Origin of the sequence: Streptomyces sp. 549, from assembly GCF_030124175.1 — a bacterium.
Classification (GTDB): domain Bacteria; phylum Actinomycetota; class Actinomycetes; order Streptomycetales; family Streptomycetaceae; genus Streptomyces.
This window is the reverse complement of record NZ_JASKMT010000008.1, coordinates 116,871-140,223: the sequence shown is the minus strand read 5'-3', so window position 1 is coordinate 140,223 and position 23,353 is coordinate 116,871. Positions and strand designations below refer to the sequence as shown.

The 23,353-nt window shown below is 71.5% G+C and carries 23 protein-coding genes; 5 read left to right on the top strand and 18 right to left on the bottom strand.

Going from position 1 to position 23,353, the window contains the following annotated elements; all coding sequences use genetic code 11:
• Nucleotides 1-116 precede the first annotated feature (116 nt).
• From QNO07_RS12430 to QNO07_RS12395, 8 genes are all read right to left on the bottom strand, one after another.
• A complete protein-coding gene (locus QNO07_RS12430) occupies nucleotides 117-446 on the bottom strand; it encodes a metal-sulfur cluster assembly factor (protein ID WP_283991879.1) in 330 nt (109 codons plus the stop codon).
• Entirely contained in the window at nucleotides 443-907 is a 465-nt protein-coding gene (sufU, locus tag QNO07_RS12425; protein WP_283991878.1) for a Fe-S cluster assembly sulfur transfer protein SufU, read from the bottom strand. Before sufU ends, QNO07_RS12430 begins: the two co-directional genes overlap by 4 nt.
• 14 nt (nucleotides 908-921) lie before the next feature.
• Entirely contained in the window at nucleotides 922-2,178 is a 1,257-nt protein-coding gene (locus QNO07_RS12420) for a cysteine desulfurase (protein WP_283991877.1), read from the bottom strand.
• 87 nt (nucleotides 2,179-2,265) lie between these two features.
• A complete protein-coding gene (gene sufC / locus QNO07_RS12415; protein WP_283991876.1) occupies nucleotides 2,266-3,027 on the bottom strand; it encodes a Fe-S cluster assembly ATPase SufC in 762 nt (253 codons plus the stop codon).
• Nucleotides 3,028-3,033: 6 nt separating this feature from the next.
• Nucleotides 3,034-3,366, bottom strand: a complete 333-nt coding sequence (locus QNO07_RS12410) for a non-heme iron oxygenase ferredoxin subunit (RefSeq protein ID WP_283991875.1) — start codon at nucleotides 3,364-3,366, stop codon at nucleotides 3,034-3,036.
• Nucleotides 3,363-4,586 (bottom strand): Fe-S cluster assembly protein SufD, encoded by a 1,224-nt coding sequence (gene sufD, locus QNO07_RS12405; protein ID WP_283991873.1) that lies wholly within the window; start codon nucleotides 4,584-4,586, stop codon nucleotides 3,363-3,365. Before sufD ends, QNO07_RS12410 begins: the two co-directional genes overlap by 4 nt.
• 59 nt (nucleotides 4,587-4,645) lie before the next feature.
• Nucleotides 4,646-6,067 (bottom strand): Fe-S cluster assembly protein SufB, encoded by a 1,422-nt coding sequence (gene sufB, locus QNO07_RS12400; protein WP_283991871.1) that lies wholly within the window; start codon nucleotides 6,065-6,067, stop codon nucleotides 4,646-4,648.
• The gene (locus tag QNO07_RS12395) at nucleotides 6,064-6,879 is read right to left on the bottom strand and encodes a helix-turn-helix transcriptional regulator (RefSeq protein ID WP_502961824.1); all 816 of its coding nucleotides are present in this window, start codon (nucleotides 6,877-6,879) and stop codon (nucleotides 6,064-6,066) included. The genes sufB and QNO07_RS12395 overlap by 4 nt, the downstream gene beginning before the upstream one ends.
• Before the next feature lie 157 nt (nucleotides 6,880-7,036).
• Here QNO07_RS12395 and QNO07_RS12390 point away from each other — a divergent pair, with 157 nt between their 5' ends.
• Nucleotides 7,037-7,963, top strand: coding sequence for an ABC transporter ATP-binding protein (locus QNO07_RS12390; protein WP_283991870.1), 927 nt, complete (start codon nucleotides 7,037-7,039; stop codon nucleotides 7,961-7,963).
• 56 nt (nucleotides 7,964-8,019) lie between these two features.
• Nucleotides 8,020-8,736, top strand: coding sequence for an ABC transporter permease (locus tag QNO07_RS12385; RefSeq protein WP_283991982.1), 717 nt, complete (start codon nucleotides 8,020-8,022; stop codon nucleotides 8,734-8,736).
• Between the two features lie 133 nt (nucleotides 8,737-8,869).
• Here QNO07_RS12385 and pgl read toward each other — a convergent pair whose 3' ends face one another.
• The 5 genes from pgl to tkt are packed head-to-tail and all read right to left on the bottom strand — an operon-like array spanning nucleotide 8,870 to nucleotide 15,663.
• Entirely contained in the window at nucleotides 8,870-9,658 is a 789-nt protein-coding gene (gene pgl, locus QNO07_RS12380) for a 6-phosphogluconolactonase (RefSeq protein ID WP_283991868.1), read from the bottom strand.
• Complete coding sequence (gene opcA / locus QNO07_RS12375) at nucleotides 9,655-10,881, bottom strand: glucose-6-phosphate dehydrogenase assembly protein OpcA (protein ID WP_283991867.1); 1,227 nt, start codon at nucleotides 10,879-10,881, stop codon at nucleotides 9,655-9,657. The genes pgl and opcA overlap by 4 nt, the downstream gene beginning before the upstream one ends.
• Nucleotides 10,878-12,416: a glucose-6-phosphate dehydrogenase gene (gene zwf, locus QNO07_RS12370; protein WP_283991866.1), complete on the bottom strand. Its 1,539-nt coding sequence runs from the start codon at nucleotides 12,414-12,416 to the stop codon at nucleotides 10,878-10,880. Before zwf ends, opcA begins: the two co-directional genes overlap by 4 nt.
• Before the next feature lie 5 nt (nucleotides 12,417-12,421).
• Nucleotides 12,422-13,540, bottom strand: a complete 1,119-nt coding sequence (gene tal / locus QNO07_RS12365; protein ID WP_283991865.1) for a transaldolase — start codon at nucleotides 13,538-13,540, stop codon at nucleotides 12,422-12,424.
• A gap of 35 nt (nucleotides 13,541-13,575) precedes the next feature.
• Nucleotides 13,576-15,663, bottom strand: a complete 2,088-nt coding sequence (tkt, locus tag QNO07_RS12360) for a transketolase (protein ID WP_283991864.1) — start codon at nucleotides 15,661-15,663, stop codon at nucleotides 13,576-13,578.
• A gap of 483 nt (nucleotides 15,664-16,146) precedes the next feature.
• On the opposite strand from tkt, the gene QNO07_RS12355 reads away from it, so the two are divergent.
• The 3 genes from QNO07_RS12355 to QNO07_RS12345 all read left to right on the top strand — a co-directional run bounded on the left by QNO07_RS12355 (nucleotide 16,147) and on the right by QNO07_RS12345 (nucleotide 18,669).
• Nucleotides 16,147-17,091 (top strand): heme o synthase, encoded by a 945-nt coding sequence (locus QNO07_RS12355; protein WP_283991863.1) that lies wholly within the window; start codon nucleotides 16,147-16,149, stop codon nucleotides 17,089-17,091.
• 157 nt (nucleotides 17,092-17,248) lie between these two features.
• Nucleotides 17,249-17,611, top strand: a complete 363-nt coding sequence (locus tag QNO07_RS12350; RefSeq protein ID WP_283991862.1) for a hypothetical protein — start codon at nucleotides 17,249-17,251, stop codon at nucleotides 17,609-17,611.
• A 26-nt stretch (nucleotides 17,612-17,637) separates the two neighbouring features.
• On the top strand, nucleotides 17,638-18,669 hold the full coding sequence (locus QNO07_RS12345; protein WP_283991861.1) for an amidohydrolase: 1,032 nt from the start codon (nucleotides 17,638-17,640) through the stop codon (nucleotides 18,667-18,669).
• Between the two features lie 49 nt (nucleotides 18,670-18,718).
• Here QNO07_RS12345 and QNO07_RS12340 read toward each other — a convergent pair whose 3' ends face one another.
• The 5 genes from QNO07_RS12340 to tpiA all read right to left on the bottom strand — a co-directional run bounded on the left by QNO07_RS12340 (nucleotide 18,719) and on the right by tpiA (nucleotide 23,294).
• Nucleotides 18,719-19,768: a COX15/CtaA family protein gene (locus QNO07_RS12340; RefSeq protein WP_283991860.1), complete on the bottom strand. Its 1,050-nt coding sequence runs from the start codon at nucleotides 19,766-19,768 to the stop codon at nucleotides 18,719-18,721.
• A 113-nt stretch (nucleotides 19,769-19,881) separates the two neighbouring features.
• Nucleotides 19,882-21,540 (bottom strand): glucose-6-phosphate isomerase, encoded by a 1,659-nt coding sequence (pgi, locus tag QNO07_RS12335; RefSeq protein ID WP_283991859.1) that lies wholly within the window; start codon nucleotides 21,538-21,540, stop codon nucleotides 19,882-19,884.
• A gap of 121 nt (nucleotides 21,541-21,661) precedes the next feature.
• Complete coding sequence (locus QNO07_RS12330; RefSeq protein ID WP_283991858.1) at nucleotides 21,662-21,997, bottom strand: RNA polymerase-binding protein RbpA; 336 nt, start codon at nucleotides 21,995-21,997, stop codon at nucleotides 21,662-21,664.
• 171 nt (nucleotides 21,998-22,168) lie between these two features.
• A complete protein-coding gene (gene secG / locus QNO07_RS12325) occupies nucleotides 22,169-22,402 on the bottom strand; it encodes a preprotein translocase subunit SecG (protein ID WP_283991857.1) in 234 nt (77 codons plus the stop codon).
• Between the two features lie 115 nt (nucleotides 22,403-22,517).
• Nucleotides 22,518-23,294 (bottom strand): triose-phosphate isomerase, encoded by a 777-nt coding sequence (gene tpiA, locus QNO07_RS12320; protein WP_283991856.1) that lies wholly within the window; start codon nucleotides 23,292-23,294, stop codon nucleotides 22,518-22,520.
• Between the last annotated feature and the right edge of the window lie 59 nt (nucleotides 23,295-23,353).

The following is a 23,353-nucleotide window of genomic DNA, read 5'->3' as shown; positions in this document are numbered from 1 at the left end:
CGTTGCCCGAACGCAAGGGCTGTCCCGCAATCCGCGGCGGGCGCACGACGCAGCACCGCCGCGCCCGGTCGGGGCGCGGCGGTGCTGTCGGTCGTACCGCGGTGGGCTCGCGTGCCTCAGACGTTGAAGCCGAGGGCGCGCAGCTGGTCGCGGCCGTCGTCGGTGATCTTGTCCGGGCCCCACGGCGGCATCCAGACCCAGTTGATCTTCAGTTCGTTGACGATGCCCTCGGTCGCCGACTTCGCCTGGTCCTCGATGACGTCGGTCAGCGGGCAGGCCGCCGAGGTGAGCGTCATGTCCAGGGTGGCGATGTTGGAGTCGTCGACGTGGATGCCGTAGATGAGCCCCAGGTTGACGACGTCGATGCCCAGCTCGGGGTCGACGACGTCGTAGAGGGCCTCGCGGACCTCTTCCTCGCTCGCCGGCTTGGTCGTGGTCTCGGTCATGCCTTCTCCTTCAGCGCGGCGTCGCCCAGCGCCTGGGCGGTGGCGTCCTTCCATGCCATCCAACTCAGCAGAGCACACTTCACCCGGGCCGGGTACTTCGAGACCCCGGCGAAGGCGACGGCGTCCTCCAGCACGTCCTCCATGGCGTCGTCCGGGGTGAGCTGCCCCTTGGACTGCATCAGCTCCAGGAAGGTCTCCTGGACCAGGCGGGCCCGGGCCAGGTCCTTGCCCACCAGCAGCTCGTTCAGCACCGAGGCGCTGGCCTGGCTGATGGAGCAGCCCTGCCCCTCGTAGCTGACGTCGGCGATCGTGTCGCCGTCGTACCGCACCCGCAGCGTGATCTCGTCACCGCACGTGGGGTTGACGTGGTGCACCTCGGCGTCGCCGTCGCGCAGCCCGCGCCCGTGCGGGTGCTTGTAGTGGTCCAGGATCACTTCCTGGTACATCGAGTCCAGCTTCACGGGTCAGACCGCCCTCATCCGAAGAAGTTCCGTACGTGCTCCAGCCCGTCGACCAGGGCGTCGACCTCGGCCGGCGTGGAGTACAGATAGAACGACGCTCGCGTGGTCGCAGGAATTCCGTACCGCAGGCACACCGGCCGGGCGCAGTGGTGCCCCACCCGCACCGCGATGCCCTGCTCGTCGAGCACCTGGCCCACGTCGTGCGGGTGGATGTCGCCCAGCACGAACGAGATCGCCGCGCCGCGGTCCTCGGCGGAGGTGGGCCCGATGATGCGAAGGTCGGGCACCTCCTGGAGGCGCCGGACCGCGTACTCGGTGAGGGCGTGCTCGTGCGCCGCGATCTTCTCCATCCCTATGGAGGAGAGGTAGTCCACGGCCGCGCCCAGTCCGACCGCCTGCGCGATCGGCGGGGTGCCCGCCTCGAACTTGTACGGCGCCGGCGCGTAGGTGGAGGAGTGCATCGAGACCGTCTCGATCATCTCGCCGCCGCCGAGGAACGGCGGCAGGTCCTCCAACAGCTCCTGGCGGCCCCACAGCACGCCGATGCCGGTCGGCCCGCACATCTTGTGGCCGGTGAAGGCGACGAAGTCCGCCTGCAGCGCCTGCACGTCCAGCACCATGTGCGGGGCCGCCTGCGAGGCGTCGATCAGGACGAGCGCGCCGACCTCCTGGGCCCGGCGGACGATCGCCTCGACCGGGTTCACCGTGCCCATGATGTTGGACACCAGCGTGAAGGAGACGATCTTGGTGCGCTCGGTGATGACCTGGTCGATCGCCGACAGGTCGAGCCGTCCGTCGTCGGTGAGGCCGAACCACTTCAGCTTCGCGCCGGTGCGCTGCGAGAGCAGCTGCCACGGCACGATGTTGGAGTGGTGCTCCATCTCCGTGATGACGACCTCGGTGTCCTGGTCGACCCGGTAGGGCTCCTCGGCCCAGCCGAGCATGTTGGCCACGAGGTTGAGCGACTCGGAGGCGTTCTTGGTGAAGATCACCTCGTCGCGGCTCGGAGCGTTGATGAAGGCGGCGACCTTGTCCCGCGCGCCCTCGTACAGCGCCGTGGCCTCCTCGGCGAGCACGTGCACTCCGCGGTGCACGTTGGCGTTGTGCCGCTCGTAGTAGGCGTTCAGCGCGTCGAGCACCTGGCGCGGCTTCTGCGAGGTCGCCGCGTTGTCCAGGTACACGATCCGCCGCCCGTCGTGGACCACGCGGTCCAGGATCGGGAAGTCCTTCCGGATCGCCTCGGTGTCGAGCAGGCCCGGCAGCTGTGTCACGCTCCCACTTCTCCGTTCGTCTCTCGGCCCGTGCCGCGTCGCGTCACAGGCGTCGCACCCGCGTCCGGCCAGAAGGCCGGGGGCGCGTCACGCACCGGGCGTACCGGTGTACTGCTCGTAGCCCTCGGCCTCGAGCTTGTCCGCCAGCTCGGCGCCGCCGGACTCCACGATGCGGCCCTTGGCGAACACGTGCACGTGGTCGGGCTTGATGTAGCGCAGGATGCGCGTGTAGTGGGTGATCAGCAGGGTGCCGACCTCACCCGACTCGCGGACCCGGTTCACGCCCTCGGAGACCACCCGCAGCGCGTCGACGTCCAGACCGGAGTCCGTCTCGTCGAGCACCGCGACCTTCGGCTTGAGCAGCTCGAGCTGGAGGATCTCGTGGCGCTTCTTCTCACCGCCGGAGAAGCCCTCGTTGACGTTCCGCTCGGCGAAGGCGGGGTCGATCTGGAGGCGCTGCATGGCCTCCTTGACCTCCTTCACCCAGGTGCGGAGCTTGGGGGCTTCACCGCGGGTGGCGGTGGCGGCGGTGCGCAGGAAGTTGGACACCGAGACGCCGGGGACCTCGACCGGGTACTGCATGGCCAGGAACAGGCCCGCGCGGGCGCGCTCGTCGACGGACATCTCCAGCACGTTCTCGCCGTCGAGCGTGACGGTGCCACCGGTGACGGTGTACTTGGGGTGGCCGGCCAGCGAGTAGGCGAGGGTGGACTTGCCCGAGCCGTTGGGGCCCATGATGGCGTGCGTCTCACCCTGCTTCACGGTCAGGTCGACACCCCGCAGGATCTCTTCGGGACCGTTCTCGGCCTCGACGGTGACGTGCAGGTCGTGGATCTCAAGGGTTGCCATGGGGCTTCAGGACTCCTGGGTGACGGAGACGAGCACGGCCGCTTCGGGGCCGTCTCCTTCGATCTTTACGGGGTATACGGGCACCGGCCGGGTGGCGGGCAGGCCGGAGGGCTTGCCGGTGCGCAGGTCGAAGCTGGAGCCGTGCAGCCAGCACTCGATCGCGCAGTCCTCCACCTCGCCCTCCGACAGGGAGACGTTCGCGTGCGAGCAGATGTCGTTGATCGCGAACACCTCGCCCTCGGTGTGCACGAGCGAGACGGGCACGCCGTCCACCTCCACCCGCTTCGGGGTGTCGATCTCCAGCTCGGCGAGCCGCGCGACGCGGACGAACTCACTCATGCCACGGACGCTTCCAGCTCGGCGTCGATCCTGGCGAGCAGGCGCTCCTGCACGTCCGGCAGGCCGATCTGCTGGACCAGCTCGGCGAAGAAGCCGCGCACCACCAGGCGGCGGGCCTCGTCGGCGGGGATGCCGCGGGACATCAGGTAGAACAGCTGGGCGTCCTCGAACCGGCCGGTCGCCGAGGCGTGGCCGGCACCGGCGATCTCACCGGTCTCGATCTCCAGGTTGGGCACCGAGTCGACGCGGGCGCCGTCGGTGAGCACCAGGTTGCGGTTCAGCTCGTAGCTGTCGGTGCCCTCGGCGGCCTTGCGGATGAGCACGTCGCCGATCCACACCGCGTGCGCGCCCTCGCCCTGCAGCGCGCCCTTGTAGGCGACGTTGCTGCGGCACTGCGGGCTGTCGTGGTCGACGAGCAGGCGGTGCTCCTGGTGCTGGCCGGCGTCGGTGAAGTACAGGCCGTACAGCTCGGCCTCACCGCCGGGGCCCGCGTAGTTGACCCGCGGGTGCAGCCGGACGACGTCGCCGCCGAAGGTGACGACCACGGACTTGAAGCTGGCGTCCCGGCCGACGAGCGCGTTGTGCTGCGAGCAGTGCACGGCCGAGTCGTCCCAGTCCTGCACGGACACCACGGTCAGCTTGGCGCCGTCGCCGAGCACGTACTCGACGTTGGCGGCCCGCACCGCGTCGCCGGTGTGGTCCAGCACGAGCACGGCCTCCGCGAAGGCGCCCAGCTCGAAGACGGTGTGCCCGTAGGTGACGCCGCCCTCTCCGTGCAGGGAGACGCGGATCGGCTCGGCCAGCACGGCCTCGCGCGGCACGGTGACGACCGTTGCCTTCTCGAAGGAGCTGAACGCCTGGGCGGCGACCCGGTCGACCGGCTTGCCGGCCCGGCCGAGACGGGCGTCGTCCCGTCCGACCGTCTCGACACTCACCTCGTCGGGGGCGGAGATCTCCACCTTCAGCGTGCCGGAGGCCTCGGCCGTCCCGTCGTGCAGGCCCTTGAGGCGGTCCAGCGGCGTGAACCGCCACTCCTCCTCGCGGCCGTGCGGCACGGGGAAGTCGGCGACGTCGAAGGACGGCTCCGCGCTCATCCGGGTGGCGACGGTCGACTCGGCGGCCACCGCGATGGAACCGGAGGTGGTGGCACCCGCCGGAGGGGGTCCGCCCTGGACCGCGGTCTGTCGCTGGTCCGCGGGCGGGTTCTGGGCCTCAGCCATGGCTGTCGTCGTGCTCTCTCTCGTGGGTCGGGGTGGCAGGTGCGGAAGGGCGGGCGGCGTCAGCCGACCGAGCCCTCCATCTGCAGCTCGATCAGCCGGTTCAGCTCCAGGGCGTACTCCATCGGCAGCTCCTTGGCGATCGGCTCGACGAAACCTCGGACGATCATGGCCATCGCCTCGTCCTCGGCCAGGCCGCGGCTCATCAGGTAGAACAGCTGGTCGTCGCTCACCTTGGAGACGGTCGCCTCGTGGCCCATGGTCACGTCGTCCTCGCGGACGTCCACGTAGGGGTAGGTGTCCGAACGCGAGATGGTGTCGACCAGCAGCGCGTCGCACAGCACGTTGGACTTGGAGCCGTGCGCGCCCTCGCCGATCTCGATGAGGCCGCGGTAGGAGGTGCGGCCACCGCCCCGGGCCACCGACTTGGAGACGATGTTGGAGGAGGTGTTCGGCGCCATGTGGACCATCTTGGCGCCGGCGTCCTGGTGCTGGCCCTCACCGGCGAAGGCGACCGACAGGGTCTCGCCCTTGGCGTGCTCGCCCATCAGGTAGACGGCCGGGTACTTCATGGTGACCTTGGAGCCGATGTTGCCGTCGACCCACTCCATGGTCGCGCCCTCGTAGGCCACGGCCCGCTTGGTGACCAGGTTGTAGACGTTGTTCGACCAGTTCTGGATCGTCGTGTAGCGGCACCGGCCGCCCTTCTTCACGATGATCTCCACGACGGCCGAGTGCAGCGAGTCGGAGTTGTAGATCGGCGCGGTGCAGCCCTCGACGTAGTGCACGTAGGCGTTCTCGTCGACGATGATCAGCGTGCGCTCGAACTGGCCCATGTTCTCGGTGTTGATCCGGAAGTAGGCCTGCAGCGGGATGTCCACGTGCACGCCCGGCGGCACGTAGATGAAGGAGCCGCCGGACCACACCGCGGTGTTCAGCGCGGAGAACTTGTTGTCCCCGGCCGGGATCACGGTGCCGAAGTACTCCTGGAAGATCTCCGGGTGCTCCCGCAGCGCGGTGTCGGTGTCGAGGAAGAGCACACCCTGCTGCTCCAGGTCCTCGCGGATCTGGTGGTAGACGACCTCGGACTCGTACTGGGCCGCGACGCCGGCGACGAGGCGCTGCTTCTCCGCCTCGGGGATGCCCAGCCTGTCGTAGGTGTTCTTGATGTCCTCCGGCAGGTCCTCCCAGGACTGCGCCTGCTTCTCGGTGGACCGCACGAAGTACTTGATGTTCTCGAAGTCGATGCCGGAGAGGTCGGAGCCCCAGTTGGGCATGGGCTTCTTCTCGAACAGCTTCAGGCCCTTGAGGCGGAGCTTGAGCATCCACTCCGGCTCGGACTTCTTCTGCGAGATGTCACGCACGACCTCCTCCGAGAGGCCGCGCTTGGCGGCGGCGCCGGCCGTGTCCGAGTCGGCCCAGCCGTACTCGTACGTACCCAGGCCATCGAGCTCGGGGTGGGCGGTCTCCGTGGGGAGAGTCATGCGGGGTTCCTCCCGGCTGTGCTTGCGGATGCTGTGGTGGTCTGTGCGGTGGACTGCCCGGCGGGGTCCGCGGGGCCGCGGGGCACGAACGTCGTGCACACGCCGTCGCCGTGGGCGATGGTGGCCAGCCGCTGCACATGGGTCCCGAGCAGGCGGGAGAAGACCTCTGTCTCCGCCTCGCACAGCTGCGGGAACTGTTGTGCGGCGTGCGCCACCGGGCAGTGGTGCTGGCAGAGCTGCTCGCCGGTCGAAGCAGGCGCGCTGCGCGCAGTGGCAGCGTACCCGTCCTCGGTGAGCGCCTCGGCCAGAGCGCGGGCGCGGTCCTGCGGGGCCACGTGGGCCAGGCGTTCGCGGTACCGCTCGGTCTGCGCCTCGACCCTGGCCAGGGCGAACGCGGCCACCGCGGCCTCGCCGCGCTCCCCGCCGCCGGCGGACCGGGCGATCCAGCGCATCGCGTCCGCGGCGAGCTGGTCGTAGGCCTGGTCGAAGGCGTCCCGGCCGCAGTCGGTCAGCGCGAAGACCTTCGCGGGGCGGCCCCGGCCGCGGGCGCCGTAGACCCGCTGGGCGCGGGCCTCGACCACTCCCTCAGCGACCAGGGCGTCCAGGTGGCGGCGGACCGCGGCCTGCGTCAGCTCCAGCCGTTCGGCGAGCTCGGCAGCGGTGGACGGTCCGTGGTCGAGGATGGAGCGCGCCACCTTGTTGCGGGTGCCGTGCTGCTCGTCGGGGAGTGCGGGCACGCCGGGAGCGCCGGCGGCATGGCCCGCGGTGGGGCCTGCCGTCTGCGTCCGCTCAGCGCGTCCCGTGTATTTCACAACACCATTGTTGCGTAATTCGCGGAGCAGCGGCAAGCCTGGTCCTGACCAGGCGCAATGGGGTACGTCACGTAAGGCAAGCCTTACCCGGGAGGCCGCGCCGGTCCCGCTCACCCCCGGGCGGCCGGTCGCGCGGGCGATCCCTAGACTCGCCGGTATGCACAATACGGCGGCCGTCGAGGTCGCAGGGCTGGTGAAGCGCTACGGGCGCAAGGCCGCGGTGGACGGGCTCGACCTGCGGGTGGCCCGCGGCACCGTGACAGCGGTGCTGGGACCCAACGGGGCCGGCAAGACCACCACCGTCGAGGTCTGCGAGGGCTACCGGCGGCCGGACGCCGGGACGGTGCGGGTGCTGGGCCTGGACCCGGTCGCCGACGCTGCGGCGCTGCGGCCCCGGATCGGGGTGATGCTGCAGAGCGGCGGCGTGTACCCGGGGGTGCGCGCGGAGGAGATGCTGCGGCACATGGCCCGGCTGCACGCCCACCCGCTGGACGTGGACTCGCTGATCACCCGGCTCGGCCTGGGATCGTGCGGGCGCACCCCCTACCGGCGGCTCTCCGGCGGCCAGCAGCAGAGGCTGGCGATGGCGATGGCCCTCGTCGGGCGCCCCGAGCTGCTGTTCCTGGACGAGCCCACCGCGGGGCTCGACCCGCAGGCCCGGCACGCCGTCTGGGCCCTGGTCCGCGAGCTGCGGGCGGACGGCGTGACCACCGTCCTGACCACGCACTACATGGACGAGGCGGAGGAGCTGGCCGATCAGGTGGCCATCATCGACGCCGGGCGGGTGATCGCCGAGGGCAGCCCGGAGGAGCTGTGCCGCGGCGGCGCGGAGAACTCGCTGCGCTTCACCGGCCGCCCCGGCCTGGACGTCGGCTCGCTGCTCAAGGCGCTGCCGCCCGACTCGGCCGCCGCCGAGCTGACCCCGGGCAGCTACCGGGTCACCGGCGCCGTCGACCCGCAACTGCTGGCCACCGTCACCTCCTGGTGCGCGCAGCACGGGGTGATGCCCGAGCGGCTCTCGGTGGAGCGGCACACGCTGGAGGACGTCTTCCTGGAACTGACCGGCAAGGAGCTGCGCGGGTGAGCGAGTCGAGCACGGGCACCTACACGCCGAAGCCGGGCGCCGCCCCGGCGGTGCGGATGATCGCGGCGCAGGCGGCGCTGGAGACCCGGATGCTGCTTCGGCACGGTGAGCAGCTGCTGCTGACGGTGGTGATCCCGACGCTGCTGCTGGTGCTGTTCGGCACCGTGCAGCTGGTGGACACCGGCTCCGGCGACCGCATCGGTTTCCTGACGCCCGGCATCCTGGCCCTGGCTGCGCTGTCCACGGCGTTCACCGGCCTTGCCATCTCCACCGGCTTCGAGCGGCGCTACGGCGTGCTCAAGCGGCTGGGCACCTCCCCGCTGCCGCGCTGGGCGCTGCTGACCGCCAAGGCCTGCTCGGTGCTGGTGATCGAGCTGTTGCAGGTGGTGCTGCTGGTGTCGGTGGCGCTCGCCCTGGGCTGGTCGCCGCGCGGCAACCCGCTCGCGGCGGCGGCGCTGCTGGTTGCCGGTACCGCGGCGTTCGCCGGGCTCGGCCTGCTGATGGCCGGCACGCTGAAGGCCGAGGCGACGCTGGCCGCCGCCAACCTGGTCTTCATCCTGCTGCTGATCGGCGGCGGTGTCGTGGTGCCGCTGGAGAAGTTCCCCGAGGTGGCGCAGGGCGTACTGGGGCTGCTGCCGGTGGCGGCGCTCTCCGAGGGCCTGCGGGACGTGCTGCGCGACGGCGCGGGCATGCCGTGGGGCGCGCTGGGTGTGCTCGTGGCGTGGGCAGCGGTGGGGCTGGCCGCGGCGGCGCGCTTCTTCAAGTGGGAGTGAGCCCGCGGGCGGCGTCAGCCTGCGGGCGGGAGTGGGCCGCCCGGCGCGGTGACGGCCCGGGCAGCGGGCCGGAGAACGGCTCTGGGGGCGTCCACCTGGTCCGGTGGACGCCCCCAGCGGGTTGCGGACGGGCTCAGGAGAGCGCGTCGCGGACCGGCTCCGGAAGCTGACCGGCGGCGGCCTCGTCGAGCAGCCACAGGGTGCGTTCCGTCCCCCGCGCGCCGGCCGCAGGGGCGACGGCCGGGTCGGCCCCGGCCACGGACAGCGCCGCGGCCTGGGCCTTGTCCTCGCCGGCGGCCAGCAGCCACACCTCCCGGGCGGCCCGGATCGCCGGCGGGGTCAGCGTGATCCGGGTCGGCGGCGGCTTGGGCGCGTCGCGGACCGCTACCACGCTGGCGCCCGTCTCGTGCACCGCGGGGAAGCCGGGGAACAGCGAGGCCACATGGGTGTCGGGGCCCACGCCGAGCAGCAGCACGTCGAAGGCGGGCACCGCTTCGGCGCCGGCCGCCGCGGCGCCGGCCGCCTCGGCGAGTTCCCCGGCGTAGGTCTCCGCCGCAGCGTCGGGGTCGTCGCCGTGCGGGCCGTCGGACGGGGGCATGGCGTGCACCCGGGCCGGGTCGAGCGGCAGTGCGTCGAGCAGCGCCTCCCGGGCCTGGGTGTGGTTGCGCTCGGGGTCGCCGTCCGGCAGGAAACGCTCATCGCCCCACCACAGGTCCACCCGGGACCAGTCGACGGTGTCCCGGGCGGCGGAGCCGGCCAGCGCGGCGAGCACCGCGTTGCCGTTGCGTCCGCCGGTGAGCACCGCCGAGGCGGTGCCGCGGGCGGTCTGCGCCTCGGCGAGCAGCGTCAGCAGCCGGGCCGCGGTCGCTCGGGCCATCTCGGCGGTGTCGCGGTGGACCACCACCTGGGAGCGGTCGTTCATCCGTCTGCCTCCTTCGCGGCTGCTGCGGCACGTTCCTCGACGGCCTCGGGGGACGGCTCGGGGTCGGTCCGCTGCTGCCCGGACGCGGCCGGCGCCACGGGTGCGGACGTCGGCGGTTTGGGCTTGGGGGCCTGGTCGGGCCGGAGCCTCCGCAGGCTCTCCTCGGCCGGGGGCCGGGTCGTGGACGCCTGCCCGGCCGGGGCCGAGGCGTCCGAAGCCGCGGTGGACGCGGTGGCTGTGGGAGACGCGGTGGCTGTGGGAGACGCTGCGGCCGGCGCACCGGCAGGGGGCTGCGAGCCGCCGTCGAGCTTGCTCAGGCCGTGGCACAGCGCCTCGTGGTACGCCTCGTCCGGGTCGAGGCGGCGCAGTTCCTCCGCGATGAGGTCCGCGGTGGAGCGGCGGTGCAGTGCCACCTGGCGGTCGGGCTGCCCCGGCACCGAGAGGTGCGCGACCGGGCTGTCCGCGCGGTTGAGGCTGATCTCGCCCTCGCGGGTGTCCATCCGGACCGAGGTGATGCCGGGACCGGCCGACCGGGCCCGCTCCACCGGGATGCGCAGCCGGGCCGCGAGCCACAGCGCGAGCAGGTCGACGCTGGGGTTGTACTCCTCCCCCTCGACCACGGCGGCGGTGAGGGTGCCGTGCCGCTGGTCGAGCGCCGCCGCAAGCACACTGCGCCACGGGGTCACCCGGGTCCAGGCGAGGTCGGTGTCGCCGGGGCTGTAGGTCTCGGCGCGGCGGTCGAGGGCGGCCACCGGGTCCTCGCTGGCCGCCGCGTCGGTGATGCGGCGCTGCGCGAGTGTGCCCAGCAGGTCCTTGGCCGGGTTGTCCGGGGCGTCCTCTGGCCACCACACAACCACCGGGGCGTCCGGCAGCAGCAGCGGCAGCACCACGCTGTGGGCGTGCGAGGCCAGTTCGCCGTGCAGGCGCAGCAGGACCGTCTCGCCCGTCCCCGTCTCGCCGCCGAGGCGGACCTCGGCGTCCAGCCGGGCCCTGGCCCGGTCGCGGGGGGAGCGTCCCGGTCGCCGGATGACGACCAGGATGCGGGAGGGGTGCTCCTTGGAGGCGTCGTTGGCGGCCCGCAGCGCGTCGTAGTGGTTGCCCTCGTCGGTGACGATGACCAGGGTCAGCACCATGCCGACGGCGGGGAAGCCGGCCGCCCGCCGCGCCTTCACCAGCGCGGCGTTGACCTGGCTGGAAGTGGTGTCTGTGAGGTCGATGTTCATGGCCTGCGCCAGCTCCTGCCGTCGCGTGCGAGCATCTCGTCGGCCGCCTTGGGACCCCAGGTCCCGGCGGTGTACGGCTCGGGCTTGCCGTGGTTGTCCCAGTACTCCTCGACGGGGTCGAGGATCTCCCAGGACCGCTCGACCTCCTGGTGCCGGGGGAAGAGGTTGGCGTCGCCGAGCAGCACGTCCAGGATGAGCCGCTCGTAGGCCTCCGGGCTGGACTCGGTGAAGGACTCGCCGTAGGCGAAGTCCATCGTGACGTCCCGGATCTCCATCGAGGTGCCGGGCACCTTGGAGCCGAACCTGATGGTGACGCCCTCGTCCGGCTGCACCCGGATGACCAGGGCGTTCTGCCCCAGCTCCTGGGTGTCGGTGGTGTCGAACGGGGAGTAGGGGGCCCGCTGGAAGACCACCGCGATCTCGGTGACGCGGCGGCCGAGCCGCTTGCCGGTGCGGAGGTAGAAAGGCACCCCCGCCCAGCGGCGGTTGTCGATCTCCAGCTTGATGGCGGCGAAGGTGTCGGTGGTCGACTCGGGGTCGATGCCCTCTTCCTCCAGGTAGCCGGGCACCTTCTCGCCGCCCTGCCAGCCGCCCGTGTACTGGCCGCGCACGGTGTGCAGGCCCAGGTCGGACGGCAGCCGGACGGCGTTCAGCGCCTTCAGCTTCTCGGTGACCAGCGCCTTGGCGTCGAAGGAGGAGGGCTCCTCCATCGCGGTGAGCGCGAGCAGCTGGAGCAGGTGGTTCTGGATGACGTCCCGCGCCGAGCCGATGCCGTCGTAGTAACCGGCCCGGCCGCCGATGCCGATGTCCTCGGCCATGGTGATCTGCACGTGGTCGACGTAGCTGCGGTTCCACAGCGGCTCGAACATCGTGTTGGCGAAGCGCAGCGCCAGGATGTTCTGGACCGTCTCCTTGCCGAGGTAGTGGTCGATCCGGAAGACCTCGCTGGCGCGGAACACGCCGTGCACGACCTGGTTGAGGTCCTGGGCGCTCTTGAGGTCGTGCCCGAAGGGCTTCTCGACGACGGCCCGCCGCCAGGAACCCTCGGGAGCGTCGGAGAGGCCGTGCTTCTTCAGCTGCTGCACGACCGTGGGGAAGAACTTGGGCGGCACGGACAGGTAGAAGGCGAAGTTGCCGCCGGTGCCGCGCGCCTTGTCCAGTTCCTCGATGGTGCTCTTGAGGGTGTGGAACGCCTCGTCGTCGTCGAAGACGCCCGGCACGAAGCGCATGCCCTCGGCGAGCTGCTGCCAGACCTCCTCGCGGAACGGAGTACGCGAGTGCTCCTTGACGGCGTCCCGCACCACCTGGGCGAAGTCCTCGTGCTCCCAGTCGCGGCGGGCGAAGCCCACCAGGGAGAAACCCGGGGGCAGCAGGCCGCGGTTGGCGAGGTCGTAGACGGCCGGCATGAGCTTCTTGCGTGACAGGTCGCCGGTGACGCCGAAGATGACCAGGCCGGACGGCCCCGCGATACGCGGGAGCCGCCGGTCCTGAACGTCACGCAGCGGGTTGGCATTGCTGCCGGAAGCGCCGCTCAACTGCTTTACGCCTCCTTCGGGGCGAGTCGCTCGAGCTCCGCCTGGGTGGAGTCCAGCAGTTCGTTCCAGGAGGCCTCGAACTTCTCCACCCCCTCGACCTCGAGCAGTTCGACGATCTCCTCGTAGGGGATGCCCAGCGCGGCGACGGCGTCCAGGTCGGCCCTGGCCTGCTGGTAGGTGCCGCGCACGGTGTCGCCGGTGATCTTGCCGTGGTCGCCGGTGGCCTCCAGCGTGGCCTCGGGCATGGTGTTGACCGTGTTCGGCGCGACCAGCTCGGTCACGTACAGGGTGTCCGGGTAGGACGGGTCCTTCACGCCGGTCGAGGCCCACAGCGGGCGCTGCACGTTGGCGCCCTTGGCCTCCAGGGCCTTCCAGCGGTCGGAGGAGACGACCTCCTCGTACGCCTGGTAGGCCAGCCGCGCGTTGGCGAGGGCGGCCTTGCCCTTGAGAGCCGCCGCCTCGTCGGTGCCCAGCGCGTCGAGGCGCTTGTCGATCTCCGTGTCGACCCGGGAGACGAAGAACGACGCCACCGAGTAGATGCTGGAGATGTCCAGGCCCTTGGCGTCGGCCTTCTCCAGGCCCGCCAGGTAGGCGTCCATCACCAGACGGTAGCGGTCCAGCGAGAAGATCAGCGTGACGTTGACGCTGATGCCGGTGGCGATCACCTCGGTGATCGCCGGCAGGCCCCCCTGGGTGGCCGGGATCTTGATGAGGGTGTTGGGCCGGTCCACCAGCCAGGCCAGCTGCTTGGCCTCGGCGACGGTGGGCGCGGTGCGGTGGGCCAGGCGCGGGTCGACCTCGATGGACACCCGGCCGTCGCGGCCGTTGGTGGCGTCGAACACCGGGCGCAGGATGTCCGCGGCGTCGCGCACGTCAGCGGTGGTGATCATCCGCAGCGCCTCCTCCACGCTGACACCGCGGGTGGCCAGGTCGGCGAGCTGCTGGTCGTAGCCGTCGCCCGAGGAGATCGCCTTCTGGAAGATCGACGGGTTGGTGGTGACACCGACGACGTGGCTCTGGTCGAGCAGTTCGGCGAGGTTGCCGGACGTGATGCGCTGGCGCGACAGGTCGTCCAGCCAGATCGCGACGCCTTCGTCGGAGAGGCGCTTGAGTGCGTCTGTCATGGGGATTGCATCTCCTGGTGAGTCGGGTGCAGGCGTCAGCGTGCGGCGGCTTCGAGTGATTCCCGGGCAGCCGCGACCACGGCGTCGGCGGTGATGCCGAACTCGCGGTAGAGGGTCTGGTAGTCGGCGGAGGCGCCGAAGTGCTCCAGCGACACGATCCGGCCGGCGTCGCCGACGAAGCGGTGCCAGGTCAGGGCGACCCCCGCCTCCACGGCCACCCGGGCCCGGACCGACGGCGGCAGCACCGCGTCGCGCCACTGGGCGTCCTGCTCGTCGAACCACTCCACGCACGGCATGGACACCACACGCGTCGGCACGCCGGCGGCCTGCAGCGTCTCACGGGCCTCCACGGCGAGCTGGACCTCGGAACCGGTGGCGATCAGCACCACCTGCGGGGTGCCGCCCTCCGCCTCGAACAGCACGTAGCCGCCCTTGGCCGCGTCCGGGTTCGCCTCGTAGGTGGGCACGTTCTGCCGGGTGAGGGCGATGCCGTGCGGCGCCGGGTGCAGCGCGTGCCGGTCCAGGACCTCGGCCCAGACGGTGGCCGTCTCGTTGGCGTCGGCGGGCCGGACCACGTTGAGGCCGGGAATGGTGCGCAGCGCCGACAGGTGCTCGACGGGCTGGTGCGTGGGGCCGTCCTCGCCCAGACCGATCGAGTCGTGCGTCCAGACGTAGGTGACGGGCGCCTTCATCAGGGCGGCCAGCCGCACCGCGGGGCGCATGTAGTCGGAGAAGACCAGGAAGGTGCCGCCGTAGATGCGGGTGTTGCCGTGCAGCGCGACACCGTTCATCACCGCGCCCATGGCGTGCTCGCGGATGCCGTAGTGCACCGTCCGGCCGTACGGGTGGGCGCCCGGGAGGCTGTTGCCTTCCGGCAGGAACGAGGTGTCGGCGATGGTGGTGTTGTTGGAGCCGGCCAGGTCGGCGGAGCCGCCCCACAGCTCGGGCAGGACCTCGCCGATGGCCTTCAGCACCGCGCCGGACGCCTTGCGGGTGGCGACGTCCTTGCCAGGCTCGAAGCTCGGCACCGCGTCCCGCCATCCGTCGGGCATCTGGCGCTCGCGGATCCGGTCGAAGGTCACGGCGCGCTCGGGCTGGGCGCTGCGCCAGGCGGCGAGGGACTTGTCCCACTCGCCGTGCATCTCACGGCCGCGGTCGAGGGCCGACCGGGTGTGGGTGAGCACCTCCTCGTCGACCTGGAACTGCTGCTCCGGGTCGAAGCCGAGCACCCGCTTGGTGGCGGCGACCTCCTCGGCGCCGAGCGCCGAGCCGTGCGCGGCCTCGGTGTTCTGCGCGTTCGGCGCGGGCCAGGCGATGATCGACCGGGCGGCGATGAGCGACGGGCGGGAGGTCTCGGCACGCGCCGCGACCATCGCCTCGTGCAGGGCCCTGGGGTCGAGGTCGCCGTTCTCGCCCTGCTCGACACGCTGCACGTGCCAGCCGTACGCCTCGTAGCGCTTGAGGGTGTCCTCGGAGACGGCCGTCTCGGTGTCGCCCTCGATGGAGATGTGGTTGTCGTCCCACAGCATCACCAGGTTGCCGAGCTTCTGGTGGCCGGCGAGCGAGGACGCCTCCGCGGCCACGCCCTCCTGGAGGTCGCCGTCGCCGCAGAACACCCAGACGGTGTGGTCGAAGGGCGACTCGCCCTGGGGGGTCTCCGGGTCGTACAGGCCGCGCTCGTAGCGGGCGGCCATCGCCATGCCCACCGCGTTGCCGATGCCCTGGCCGAGCGGCCCGGTCGTGGTCTCCACACCGGTGGTGTGGTGGACCTCCGGGTGCCCGGGGGTCTTGCTGTCCCAGGTGCGGAACGACTTCAGGTCCTCCAGCTCCAGGCCGTATCCGGCCAGGTAGAGCTGGATGTACAGCGTCAGACTGGAGTGGCCTACGGAGAGCACGAAGCGGTCGCGGCCACTCCAGTGCGAGTCGGCCGGGTCGTGCCGCATCAGCTTCTGGAAGAGCACGTAGGCGGCCGGCGCGAGGGACATGGCCGTGCCGGGGTGGCCGTTGCCGACCTTCTGCACGGAGTCCATCGCCAGGACCCGGACCGTATCGACGGCTCGCTGGTCCAGATCGGTCCACTCGAACGTCGACTCGGGATGTGTGGTGGTCGGCTTGCTGCTCACCCTGACTCAGGGCTCCTCTCCACATGACGGAAGCCGGTGACCTGTGCCGCACCGGGCGCTGCCGAGCCTACCCCTGACGGGTCACGCGGCATTTCCTCTGTTCGCTCGTTGGTCACCCGTTCCTCAGGGCAACCGCTCAGTATTACGTGCTGTTCCCGCGAACCACTCATCCGGGGTCGGTCGGGGTACCCGGGGGCGCCTGACGGGAAACCGCGGCGGCCGCTCGGGCGCCGCGATCGGGACCGGCGGGCACCCGGTCGGCGGCACCCGGTCATGCCGAACGCCGCCGACCGGGTGCCACCGGCCGTACGGAGGGGCGCGCGGCGGGGCACCGCCAACACGGCGACCCCGGGGGCGGACGAACTTCGCAGGGCGTCTAAAGTGGCGTGGTACGTGCGAGTCCTACACCGGGTCTGCACGCCGGTACTCGCTTGTTCCCTCGCGGCAGTCTGCCGCGGATGTCGCTTGTGATCAGGGGTGTTCGTGACGGCCGTCGAATCCCGTCCCGCGGGGACGCTCGAAACGGGGACCGGCCACCGGTCGCCGTTCGGCGTCCGGGTCAAGGCCTTCGTGGCTCTGACCAAGCCCCGGATCATCGAACTCCTCCTCATCACCACCGTTCCGGTGATGTTCCTCGCCGCGCAGGGCGTGCCCGACCTGTGGCTGGTGCTCGTCACCTGCGTCGGCGGCTACCTCTCCGCAGGTGGTGCCAACGCGCTGAACATGTACATCGACCGCGACATCGACGCGCTGATGTCCCGCACCGCGCAGCGGCCCCTGGTGACCGGTGTCGTCACCCCCCGCGAGGGGCTGGTCTTCGGCCTCACCCTGGCGGTCGTGTCGACGCTCTGGTTCGGGCTGCTCGTCAACTGGCTCTCCGCCGCGCTGTCGCTGGGCGCCCTGCTCTTCTACGTGGTCGTCTACACCATGCTGCTCAAGCGGCGGACCTCGCAGAACATCGTGTGGGGCGGCATCGCGGGCTGCATGCCGGTGCTCATCGGCTGGTCCTCGGTGCGCAACGAGGTGAGCTGGGCGGCGATCGTGCTGTTCCTGGTCATCTTCTTCTGGACGCCGCCGCACTACTGGCCGCTGTCGATGAAGGTGAAGGACGACTACGCCCGGGTCGGCGTGCCGATGCTGCCGGTGATCGCCTCCAACCGGACCGTGTCCCGGCAGATCGTGCTCTACAGCTGGATGATGGTCGCCGTGTCCCTGGCCCTGTGGCCGCTGGGCTACGTCGGCTGGTTCTACCCCCTGGTCGCCGCGGTGGCCGGCGGCTGGTGGCTGTGGGAGGCGCACGCCCTGCACTCGCGGGCGAAGTCCGGCGTGACCGGGACGAAGCTGAAGGAGATGCGGCTGTTCCACTGGTCCATCACCTACGTGTCGCTGCTGTTCGTCGCCGTCGCGATCGACCCCTTCCTGCGCTGACGGGCGCCTGCCTCCGCGTTCGCATCCCCCTGGCAGCCCCCTTGTCAGCCCCAGTCGATGCGTCTCGGTTCGGCCTGCGCACCTCCCGCACCCGGGGTGGCGCAGGCCACCGGCGCACCCCGTCGCCCGTTGATCTACCCGCGGGTAGCATCGGGGCATGGCAGAGACGAAGCAGCACGACGACAAGCCCGCCGAGCCGGCCGTCGACAAGCGCGCCGAGCGCCGCACGGCCCGCCTCGTCCGGCACATCCAGGCGTTCACCGCCGCCCACGGCGGCAGCGCCGACGGCCACATCGCGTACCTGGGCCAGGCCGGCGCCCGCATCTCCCTCGTCGGGGCCGACGGGCAGTGGGGCGACCTGGTGGCCGACAGCGTGGCGCAGGCCGAGGAAGCCGTGCGCCAGTCGGGCATCACCGTGCACGAGGAGTTCGACGGCGAGATGGCGGCCCGGGTGCACACCGGCCCCTACGAGTGGTCGCGCATGGCCGGCATCCAGATCGGCGGGCCGAGCAATACCTGAGCGGTCACCCGGGCGTTAGACCCGGCATGGAGCCCCTTGTCGACCAGTACAGCCGTGGCGCCCTGCACGGAGAACTGGGTCTGGGTGCGTTCGAGGCCCATCTGGCCGTCGCCGCAGGCGGCGGCCCCTCCCCCGGGCCGGCCGGGGCGACCTTCTTCGACAGCCGGCTGGGACTGGCCGTGCGCCGCTGGTGTCCGCCGCTGCTGGGGCTGGAGCCGCACTGCTCGGCGGTGCGGTATCTGGCCCGGCGCCGGGAGCTGGGGGCCTACGCGGCGGGGCGGGCGCTGCTGCGCGGCAGCGGCATCGGCACCTACCTGGTGGGGCCCGATCCGCAGACCGGCGGGGAGCTGACCACCCCCGCCGAGCTGGCCTCGGCGGGCCGCGCCCGGGCGCACGAGGCGGTGTGCCTGGACCAGCTCGCCGCCCAGGTCGCCGACACCTCGGGGACGGTCGGCTCGTTCCTGTCCAACACCGCAGAGGCGCTGCACGCCGCGGCACGCCAGACCGTCACCTTCGTCTCCGGCGACGGCTTCCTGGAGGCCGAGGCTCCCGCCCTGCCCGAGGTGCTGCGGGCCGCCGGACGCTGGCTGCGCGACCGCGACAGGCCGCCGGAACCGGTCGTCGTCCGGCACCTGCTGTGGAGCGCGCTGGCCACCGGCCGCCCGGTCCAGGTGCACTGCGGTGACCCCGCTCCACTGGCCGCCTTCCTGCGGACCACCCAGAGTCTGGGCGCCACCGTGGTGCTGCTGCCCCGGCACCCCCACCACCGCCGGGCCGCCCAGCTCGCGGCGGCGTTCCCGCACGTCTACGCCGACGTGGGCCCCGATCCGGCGCGCACGCTCGGCGAGGCCCCGTTCGGCAAGCTGCTGTTCTCCAGTGGTGCGCGGGCCCTGCCGGAGCTGTACGTGGTCGCCGCCCGCCGGTTCGTCTCGGCACTGGACCGGCTGCTGGCGGCTTGGGTGGCGGAGGGCCAGTGCGCCCGCACCGACGCAGACCGGGTGGCGGCGATGGTGTCGGCCGCCACCGCCCGCCGCGTCTACCGTCTGGGCCAGAGCTGAGGCGCACCGGCGGGCCGCCCGCCGGTGCGCGGTGGCCGGGGTCCGCCGGTCAGGCGACCGGTACGGCGCTGCGGCCGGAGCCGTCGCCCTGGGACGCGTCCGGGTCGGATCCGGTCCTGGGCTTCGCCGGGCCGTCCGCTGCCGGGGGCGGGCCGGCGGCCATCACCGGCGCGCCGCGCTCCCGCAGGGAGAGCAGCACCCGCAGCACCGCGATCCACACCAGGGTGGAGCCGAGGAGGTGGATGCCGACCAGCAGTTCCGGCATGTCCAGGAAGTACTGGGCGTAGCCCACGACGACCTGCGAGGCGAGCACCACCGCGAGGTCGCGGACGCGGGCACGCGGTCCGGGCGGCGCGTCTGCGGCCCGCAGCGCCAGCCACAGCGCCACCGTCAGCAGGACCACCAGCCAGGCGAAGGCGGCGTGCACCCGGGTGATGGTCTCCCAGTCGACGGCGATGCGCGGCACGTCGCGGCTGTCGCCCGCGTGCGGCCCGGCGCCGGTGACGACCGTGCCGACCACGACGAGGGCGGCGGAAGCCCCGGTCAGGACGACAGCAAGCTGCCGCAGCCGCGGCCCGACCAACAGGCGCGGCGCCTCGTCGCCCTCCCTGGCGCGCTGCCAGGTGATCACGGTGACGGTGATCAGGGAGGTGGCGAGCAGGAAGTGCCCGGCGACCGAGTACGGGTTGAGGCCCGTCAGCACCGTGATGCCGCCGAGCACCGCGTTGCCGAGCACGATGAAGAACTGCGTCCAGGCGAGGCGGGACAGCCCCCGGCGCCGGGGCTTGGCCGCCCGGGACGCCACGATGGCCCAGCCGACCGCGGCGCACAGCACGTAGGTCAGCAGCCGGTTTCCGAACTCGATGGCACCGTGCATGCCCATCTCGGCCGTCGCGAAGAGGCTGTCGTCGGTGCACTTGGGCCAGGTGTCGCAGCCGAGGCCGGACCCGGTCAGCCGCACCGCGCCGCCGGTGACCACGATGAGCACGCTCATCACCACCGCGGCCATGGTGGCGCGCTGCAGGGTGCGCTGCGTGGGGGTCCAGCGGCGGGCGACGTACGCGATCGGGTTGCGCGCGAGTTCGAGCAGTGGGGACACGCCACCATGGTAGGCGAGCGCTTGTGCGCGCTTTCACGAGGGGCGGGCGGGGGTGCACCGCTGGCGGCAGGGGCGGGCGCCCGGCGCACGGCCGGGTGCCCGCCCCTGCCGCGTCAGCGTCCGCGCAGGCGGCGGTAGGTGTCCAGCAGGCCCCGGGTGGAGCCGTCCAGACCCGCGACCTCGGCGCCCTCGGTGAGCGCCGGCTCGATGCGCTTGGCCAGCACCTTGCCCAGCTCGACGCCCCACTGGTCGAAGGAGTCGATGTCCCACACCGCGCCCTGGACGAACACCTTGTGCTCGTACAGCGCGATCAGCTGGCCCAGCACCGACGGAGTGATCGCCCGGGCCAGCACGGTTGTCGTGGGGCGGTTGCCCTGGAAGGTGCGGTGCGGCACCTGCTCCTCCGGCACGCCCTCGGCCCGCACCTCGTCGGCCGTCTTGCCGAACGCCAGGGCCTGGCCCTGTGCGAAGAGGTTCGCCATCAGCAGGTCGTGCTGGTCGCGCAGCGGCCCCAGCTCGTCCAGCGGTTCGGCGAAGCCGATCAGGTCGGCCGGGACGAGCTTGGTCCCCTGGTGCAGCAACTGGTAGTAGGCGTGCTGCCCGTTGGTGCCCGGGGTGCCCCACACGACCGGACCGGTCTGCCAGCTGACGGGTTCGCCCTGCCGGTCGACCGACTTGCCGTTGGACTCCATGTCGAGCTGCTGGAGGTAGGCGGTGAACTTCGACAGGTAGTGCGAGTACGGCAGCACCGCGTGGGCCTGCGCGTCGAGGAACTCCCCGTACCAGACGCCCAGCATGCCCAGCAGCAGCGGCGCGTTGGCCTCCGGCGGGGCGGTCCGGAAGTGCTCGTCCATCAGCCGGAAGCCGTCCAGCATCTTCCGGAAGTGATCCGGGCCGATGGCCGTCATCAGCGACAGGCCGATGGCGGAGTCGAAGGAGTACCGGCCGCCGACCCAGTCCCAGAACTCGAACATGTTGGCCGTGTCGATGCCGAAGCGCTCGACATCGGCCGCGTTGGTGGACACCGCGACGAAGTGCCGGGCGACCGCCTCGGGACCGGCCCCGAGACCGTCCAGCAGCCAGCCGCGGGCGGCGGTGGCGTTGGTGATGGTCTCGATGGTGGTGAAGGTCTTCGACGCCACGACGAAGAGGGTCCGCGCCGGGTCCAGGCCGCGCACCGCCTCGTGCAGGTCGGCGCCGTCGACGTTGGAGACGAACCGGAAGTCCATGTCCCGGGCGGTGTAGGGCCGCAGCACCTCGTAGGCCATGGCCGGGCCCAGGTCGGAACCGCCGATGCCGATGTTGACGACGGTGGTGATGCGTTCACCGGTGTGCCCGCGCCACTCGCCCGAACGCACCGCCTCGGCGAAGCCGGCCATGCGGTCCAGCACGGCGTGCACGCCGGGGACGACGTTCTCACCGTCCACCTCGATGACGGCGTCCCGCGCGGCTCGCAGGGCGACGTGCAGCACGGCCCGGTCCTCGGTGTTGTTGACGCGCTCACCGCGGAACATCGCGTCCCGGCGCTCGGCCACACCCGTTGCGGCGGCCAGGTCCAGCAGCAGCGCCAGGGTCTCGTCGGTGACGAGGTGCTTGGCGTAGTCGATGTGAAGGTCACCCACGTCGAGGCGGTACCGTTCGGCGCGCCGGGGGTCTTCGGTGAACAGTTCGCGGAGGCCGACCTGCGCCGTCTTCTCCCGGTGAGCGGCCAGCGCGGCCCACTCGGGCATCCGGTCCAGCCTGGTCCGGTCGGCTGCGGCGTGTGCGTTCATCTGCGAATTCAGCCCATTCTCTCGTTCGAGCCCCGCCGCACCCCAACCTAATGGAGAAACGGCCCGGTCGTGCACTTCGCCGAGTGTGCGTCCGGGCCGTGAGAGCCGTGCTGTGCGGCGGTCAGATCTCGCCCCTGAGCTTGGCCAGGGCCTCCGCGAGGATCGCCTCGCCGTCGGCGTCGCTGCGCCGCTCGCGCACGTAGGCGAGGTGGGTCTTGTACGGTTCCGTGCGCGGCGGGTCCGGTGGGTTCTCCCGGTCCTTGCCGGCCGGGAACCCGCAGCGGGGGCAGTCCCATGCCTCGGGGACCTGAGCGTCGCTGGCGAAGCTCGGCTGCGTCTCGTGCCCGTTGGAGCACCAGAAGGAGATTCGGAGGCGTGGCGCGGACTCGCCGCGCTCCGCCTCCCCCATCGGCCCCGCTCCGACCCGGCTTCCCCGGATCGCGTTGCCACTTGCCACGGTTGTCACTCCCTGCCTCATGGTGCTGCGAAGTCGCCCTGGTGTACGTAAGGCCCAACGCGCGTCCGGTGACCGTGGTTACCCCGTCGGGGACGCGAGCCTCATGATAGGCAGGGAGCACGACGCCGTGTCAGCAGTCCTCAGCAGTCCACCGGCTTCAGGACGCCTGCGTCATGACGACTTCATCATGATGCCGAGCGCCACGATGATGGCGAACCAGACGAGCGCCACCACGACGGTGATGCGGTCGAGGTTGCGTTCGGCGACCGAGGAGCCGCCGACGGAGGACTGCATGCCACCGCCGAACATGTCGGAGAGACCGCCGCCCTTTCCCTTGTGCATCAGCACCAGCAGCATCAGCAGCAGGCTGAACACGATCAGGGCGATCGACAGACCCAATTCCACGGCTGGACCAACTCTCTCGGACTTCGAAGCAAGACGTTTCGGATGAAGGGTTCGGGGCCGGGCGCGAGCCCGGCCCCGATCAGGGTACGACGGGATTCACCCGTCGGCCTAGCTGCTACTGATCGCGGAAGCGGACGATCTTGACGAACTCGTCCGCGTCCAGGGCGGCGCCACCCACCAGCGCGCCGTCCACGTCCGGCTGCGCCATGATCGCGGCGACGTTGCCGGACTTGACCGAGCCGCCGTACTGGATGCGCACCGCGTCGGCGACCTCCTGGGAGTACAGCTCGGCCAGCCGGCCGCGGATCGCGCCGCAGACCTCCTGCGCGTCCTCGGGCGTGGCCACCTCTCCGGTACCGATGGCCCACACCGGCTCGTACGCGATGACGATGGTCGCGGCCTGCTCGGCGGTGACCTCGCGCAGCGCGCCGTCGACCTGGGCGAGGGTGTGGCCGACCTGGTTGCCCGCCTTGCGGACGTCCAGGCCCTCGCCGACGCAGAGCAGCGGCGTCAGGCCGTGGCGGTAGGCCGCCCGCACCTTCGCGTTGCAGACGTCCTCGTCCTCACCGTGGTACTGGCGGCGCTCGGAGTGGCCGACCACCGCGTAGGTGCACTTCAGCTTGGCGAGCATCGCACCGGAGACCTCGCCGGTGTAGGCGCCGGAGTCCTTCGACGAGATGTCCTGGGCGCCGTAGCTGAACTTCAGCTTGTCGCCCTCGACGAGGGTCTGCACCGAACGCAGGTCGGTGAAGGGCGGCAGCACGGCCACCTCGACCTGCTCGTGGTCCTTCTCCTCCAGGGCGAAGGCCAGCTTCTGGACGTGGGCGATGGCCTCGAGGTGGTTGAGGTTCATCTTCCAGTTGCCCGCCATCAGCGGCTTGCGGGAGCTCATGCGGCTGCCTTCCTGTGCGCTGCGCCCGCACCGCGGGCCCAGATAGTGGTCCTGGTCGC

Excerpts from the sequence above, each read along its gene's own strand:
- QNO07_RS12430 (WP_283991879.1), bottom strand. The coding sequence starts at position 446 with ATGACCGAGACCACGACCAAGCCGGCGAGCGAGGAAGAGGTCCGCGAG.
- sufC (WP_283991876.1), bottom strand. The coding sequence starts at position 3,027 with ATGGCAACCCTTGAGATCCACGACCTGCACGTCACCGTCGAGGCCGAG.
- QNO07_RS12410 (WP_283991875.1), bottom strand. The coding sequence starts at position 3,366 with ATGAGTGAGTTCGTCCGCGTCGCGCGGCTCGCCGAGCTGGAGATCGAC.
- sufD (WP_283991873.1), bottom strand. The coding sequence starts at position 4,586 with ATGGCTGAGGCCCAGAACCCGCCCGCGGACCAGCGACAGACCGCGGTC.
- sufB (WP_283991871.1), bottom strand. The coding sequence starts at position 6,067 with ATGACTCTCCCCACGGAGACCGCCCACCCCGAGCTCGATGGCCTGGGT.
- QNO07_RS12390 (WP_283991870.1), top strand. The coding sequence starts at position 7,037 with ATGCACAATACGGCGGCCGTCGAGGTCGCAGGGCTGGTGAAGCGCTAC.
- QNO07_RS12385 (WP_283991982.1), top strand. The coding sequence starts at position 8,020 with ATGATCGCGGCGCAGGCGGCGCTGGAGACCCGGATGCTGCTTCGGCAC.
- pgl (WP_283991868.1), bottom strand. The coding sequence starts at position 9,658 with ATGAACGACCGCTCCCAGGTGGTGGTCCACCGCGACACCGCCGAGATG.
- opcA (WP_283991867.1), bottom strand. The coding sequence starts at position 10,881 with ATGAACATCGACCTCACAGACACCACTTCCAGCCAGGTCAACGCCGCG.
- tal (WP_283991865.1), bottom strand. The coding sequence starts at position 13,540 with ATGACAGACGCACTCAAGCGCCTCTCCGACGAAGGCGTCGCGATCTGG.
- QNO07_RS12350 (WP_283991862.1), top strand. The coding sequence starts at position 17,249 with ATGGCAGAGACGAAGCAGCACGACGACAAGCCCGCCGAGCCGGCCGTC.
- QNO07_RS12345 (WP_283991861.1), top strand. The coding sequence starts at position 17,638 with ATGGAGCCCCTTGTCGACCAGTACAGCCGTGGCGCCCTGCACGGAGAA.
- pgi (WP_283991859.1), bottom strand. The coding sequence starts at position 21,540 with ATGAACGCACACGCCGCAGCCGACCGGACCAGGCTGGACCGGATGCCC.
- tpiA (WP_283991856.1), bottom strand. The coding sequence starts at position 23,294 with ATGAGCTCCCGCAAGCCGCTGATGGCGGGCAACTGGAAGATGAACCTC.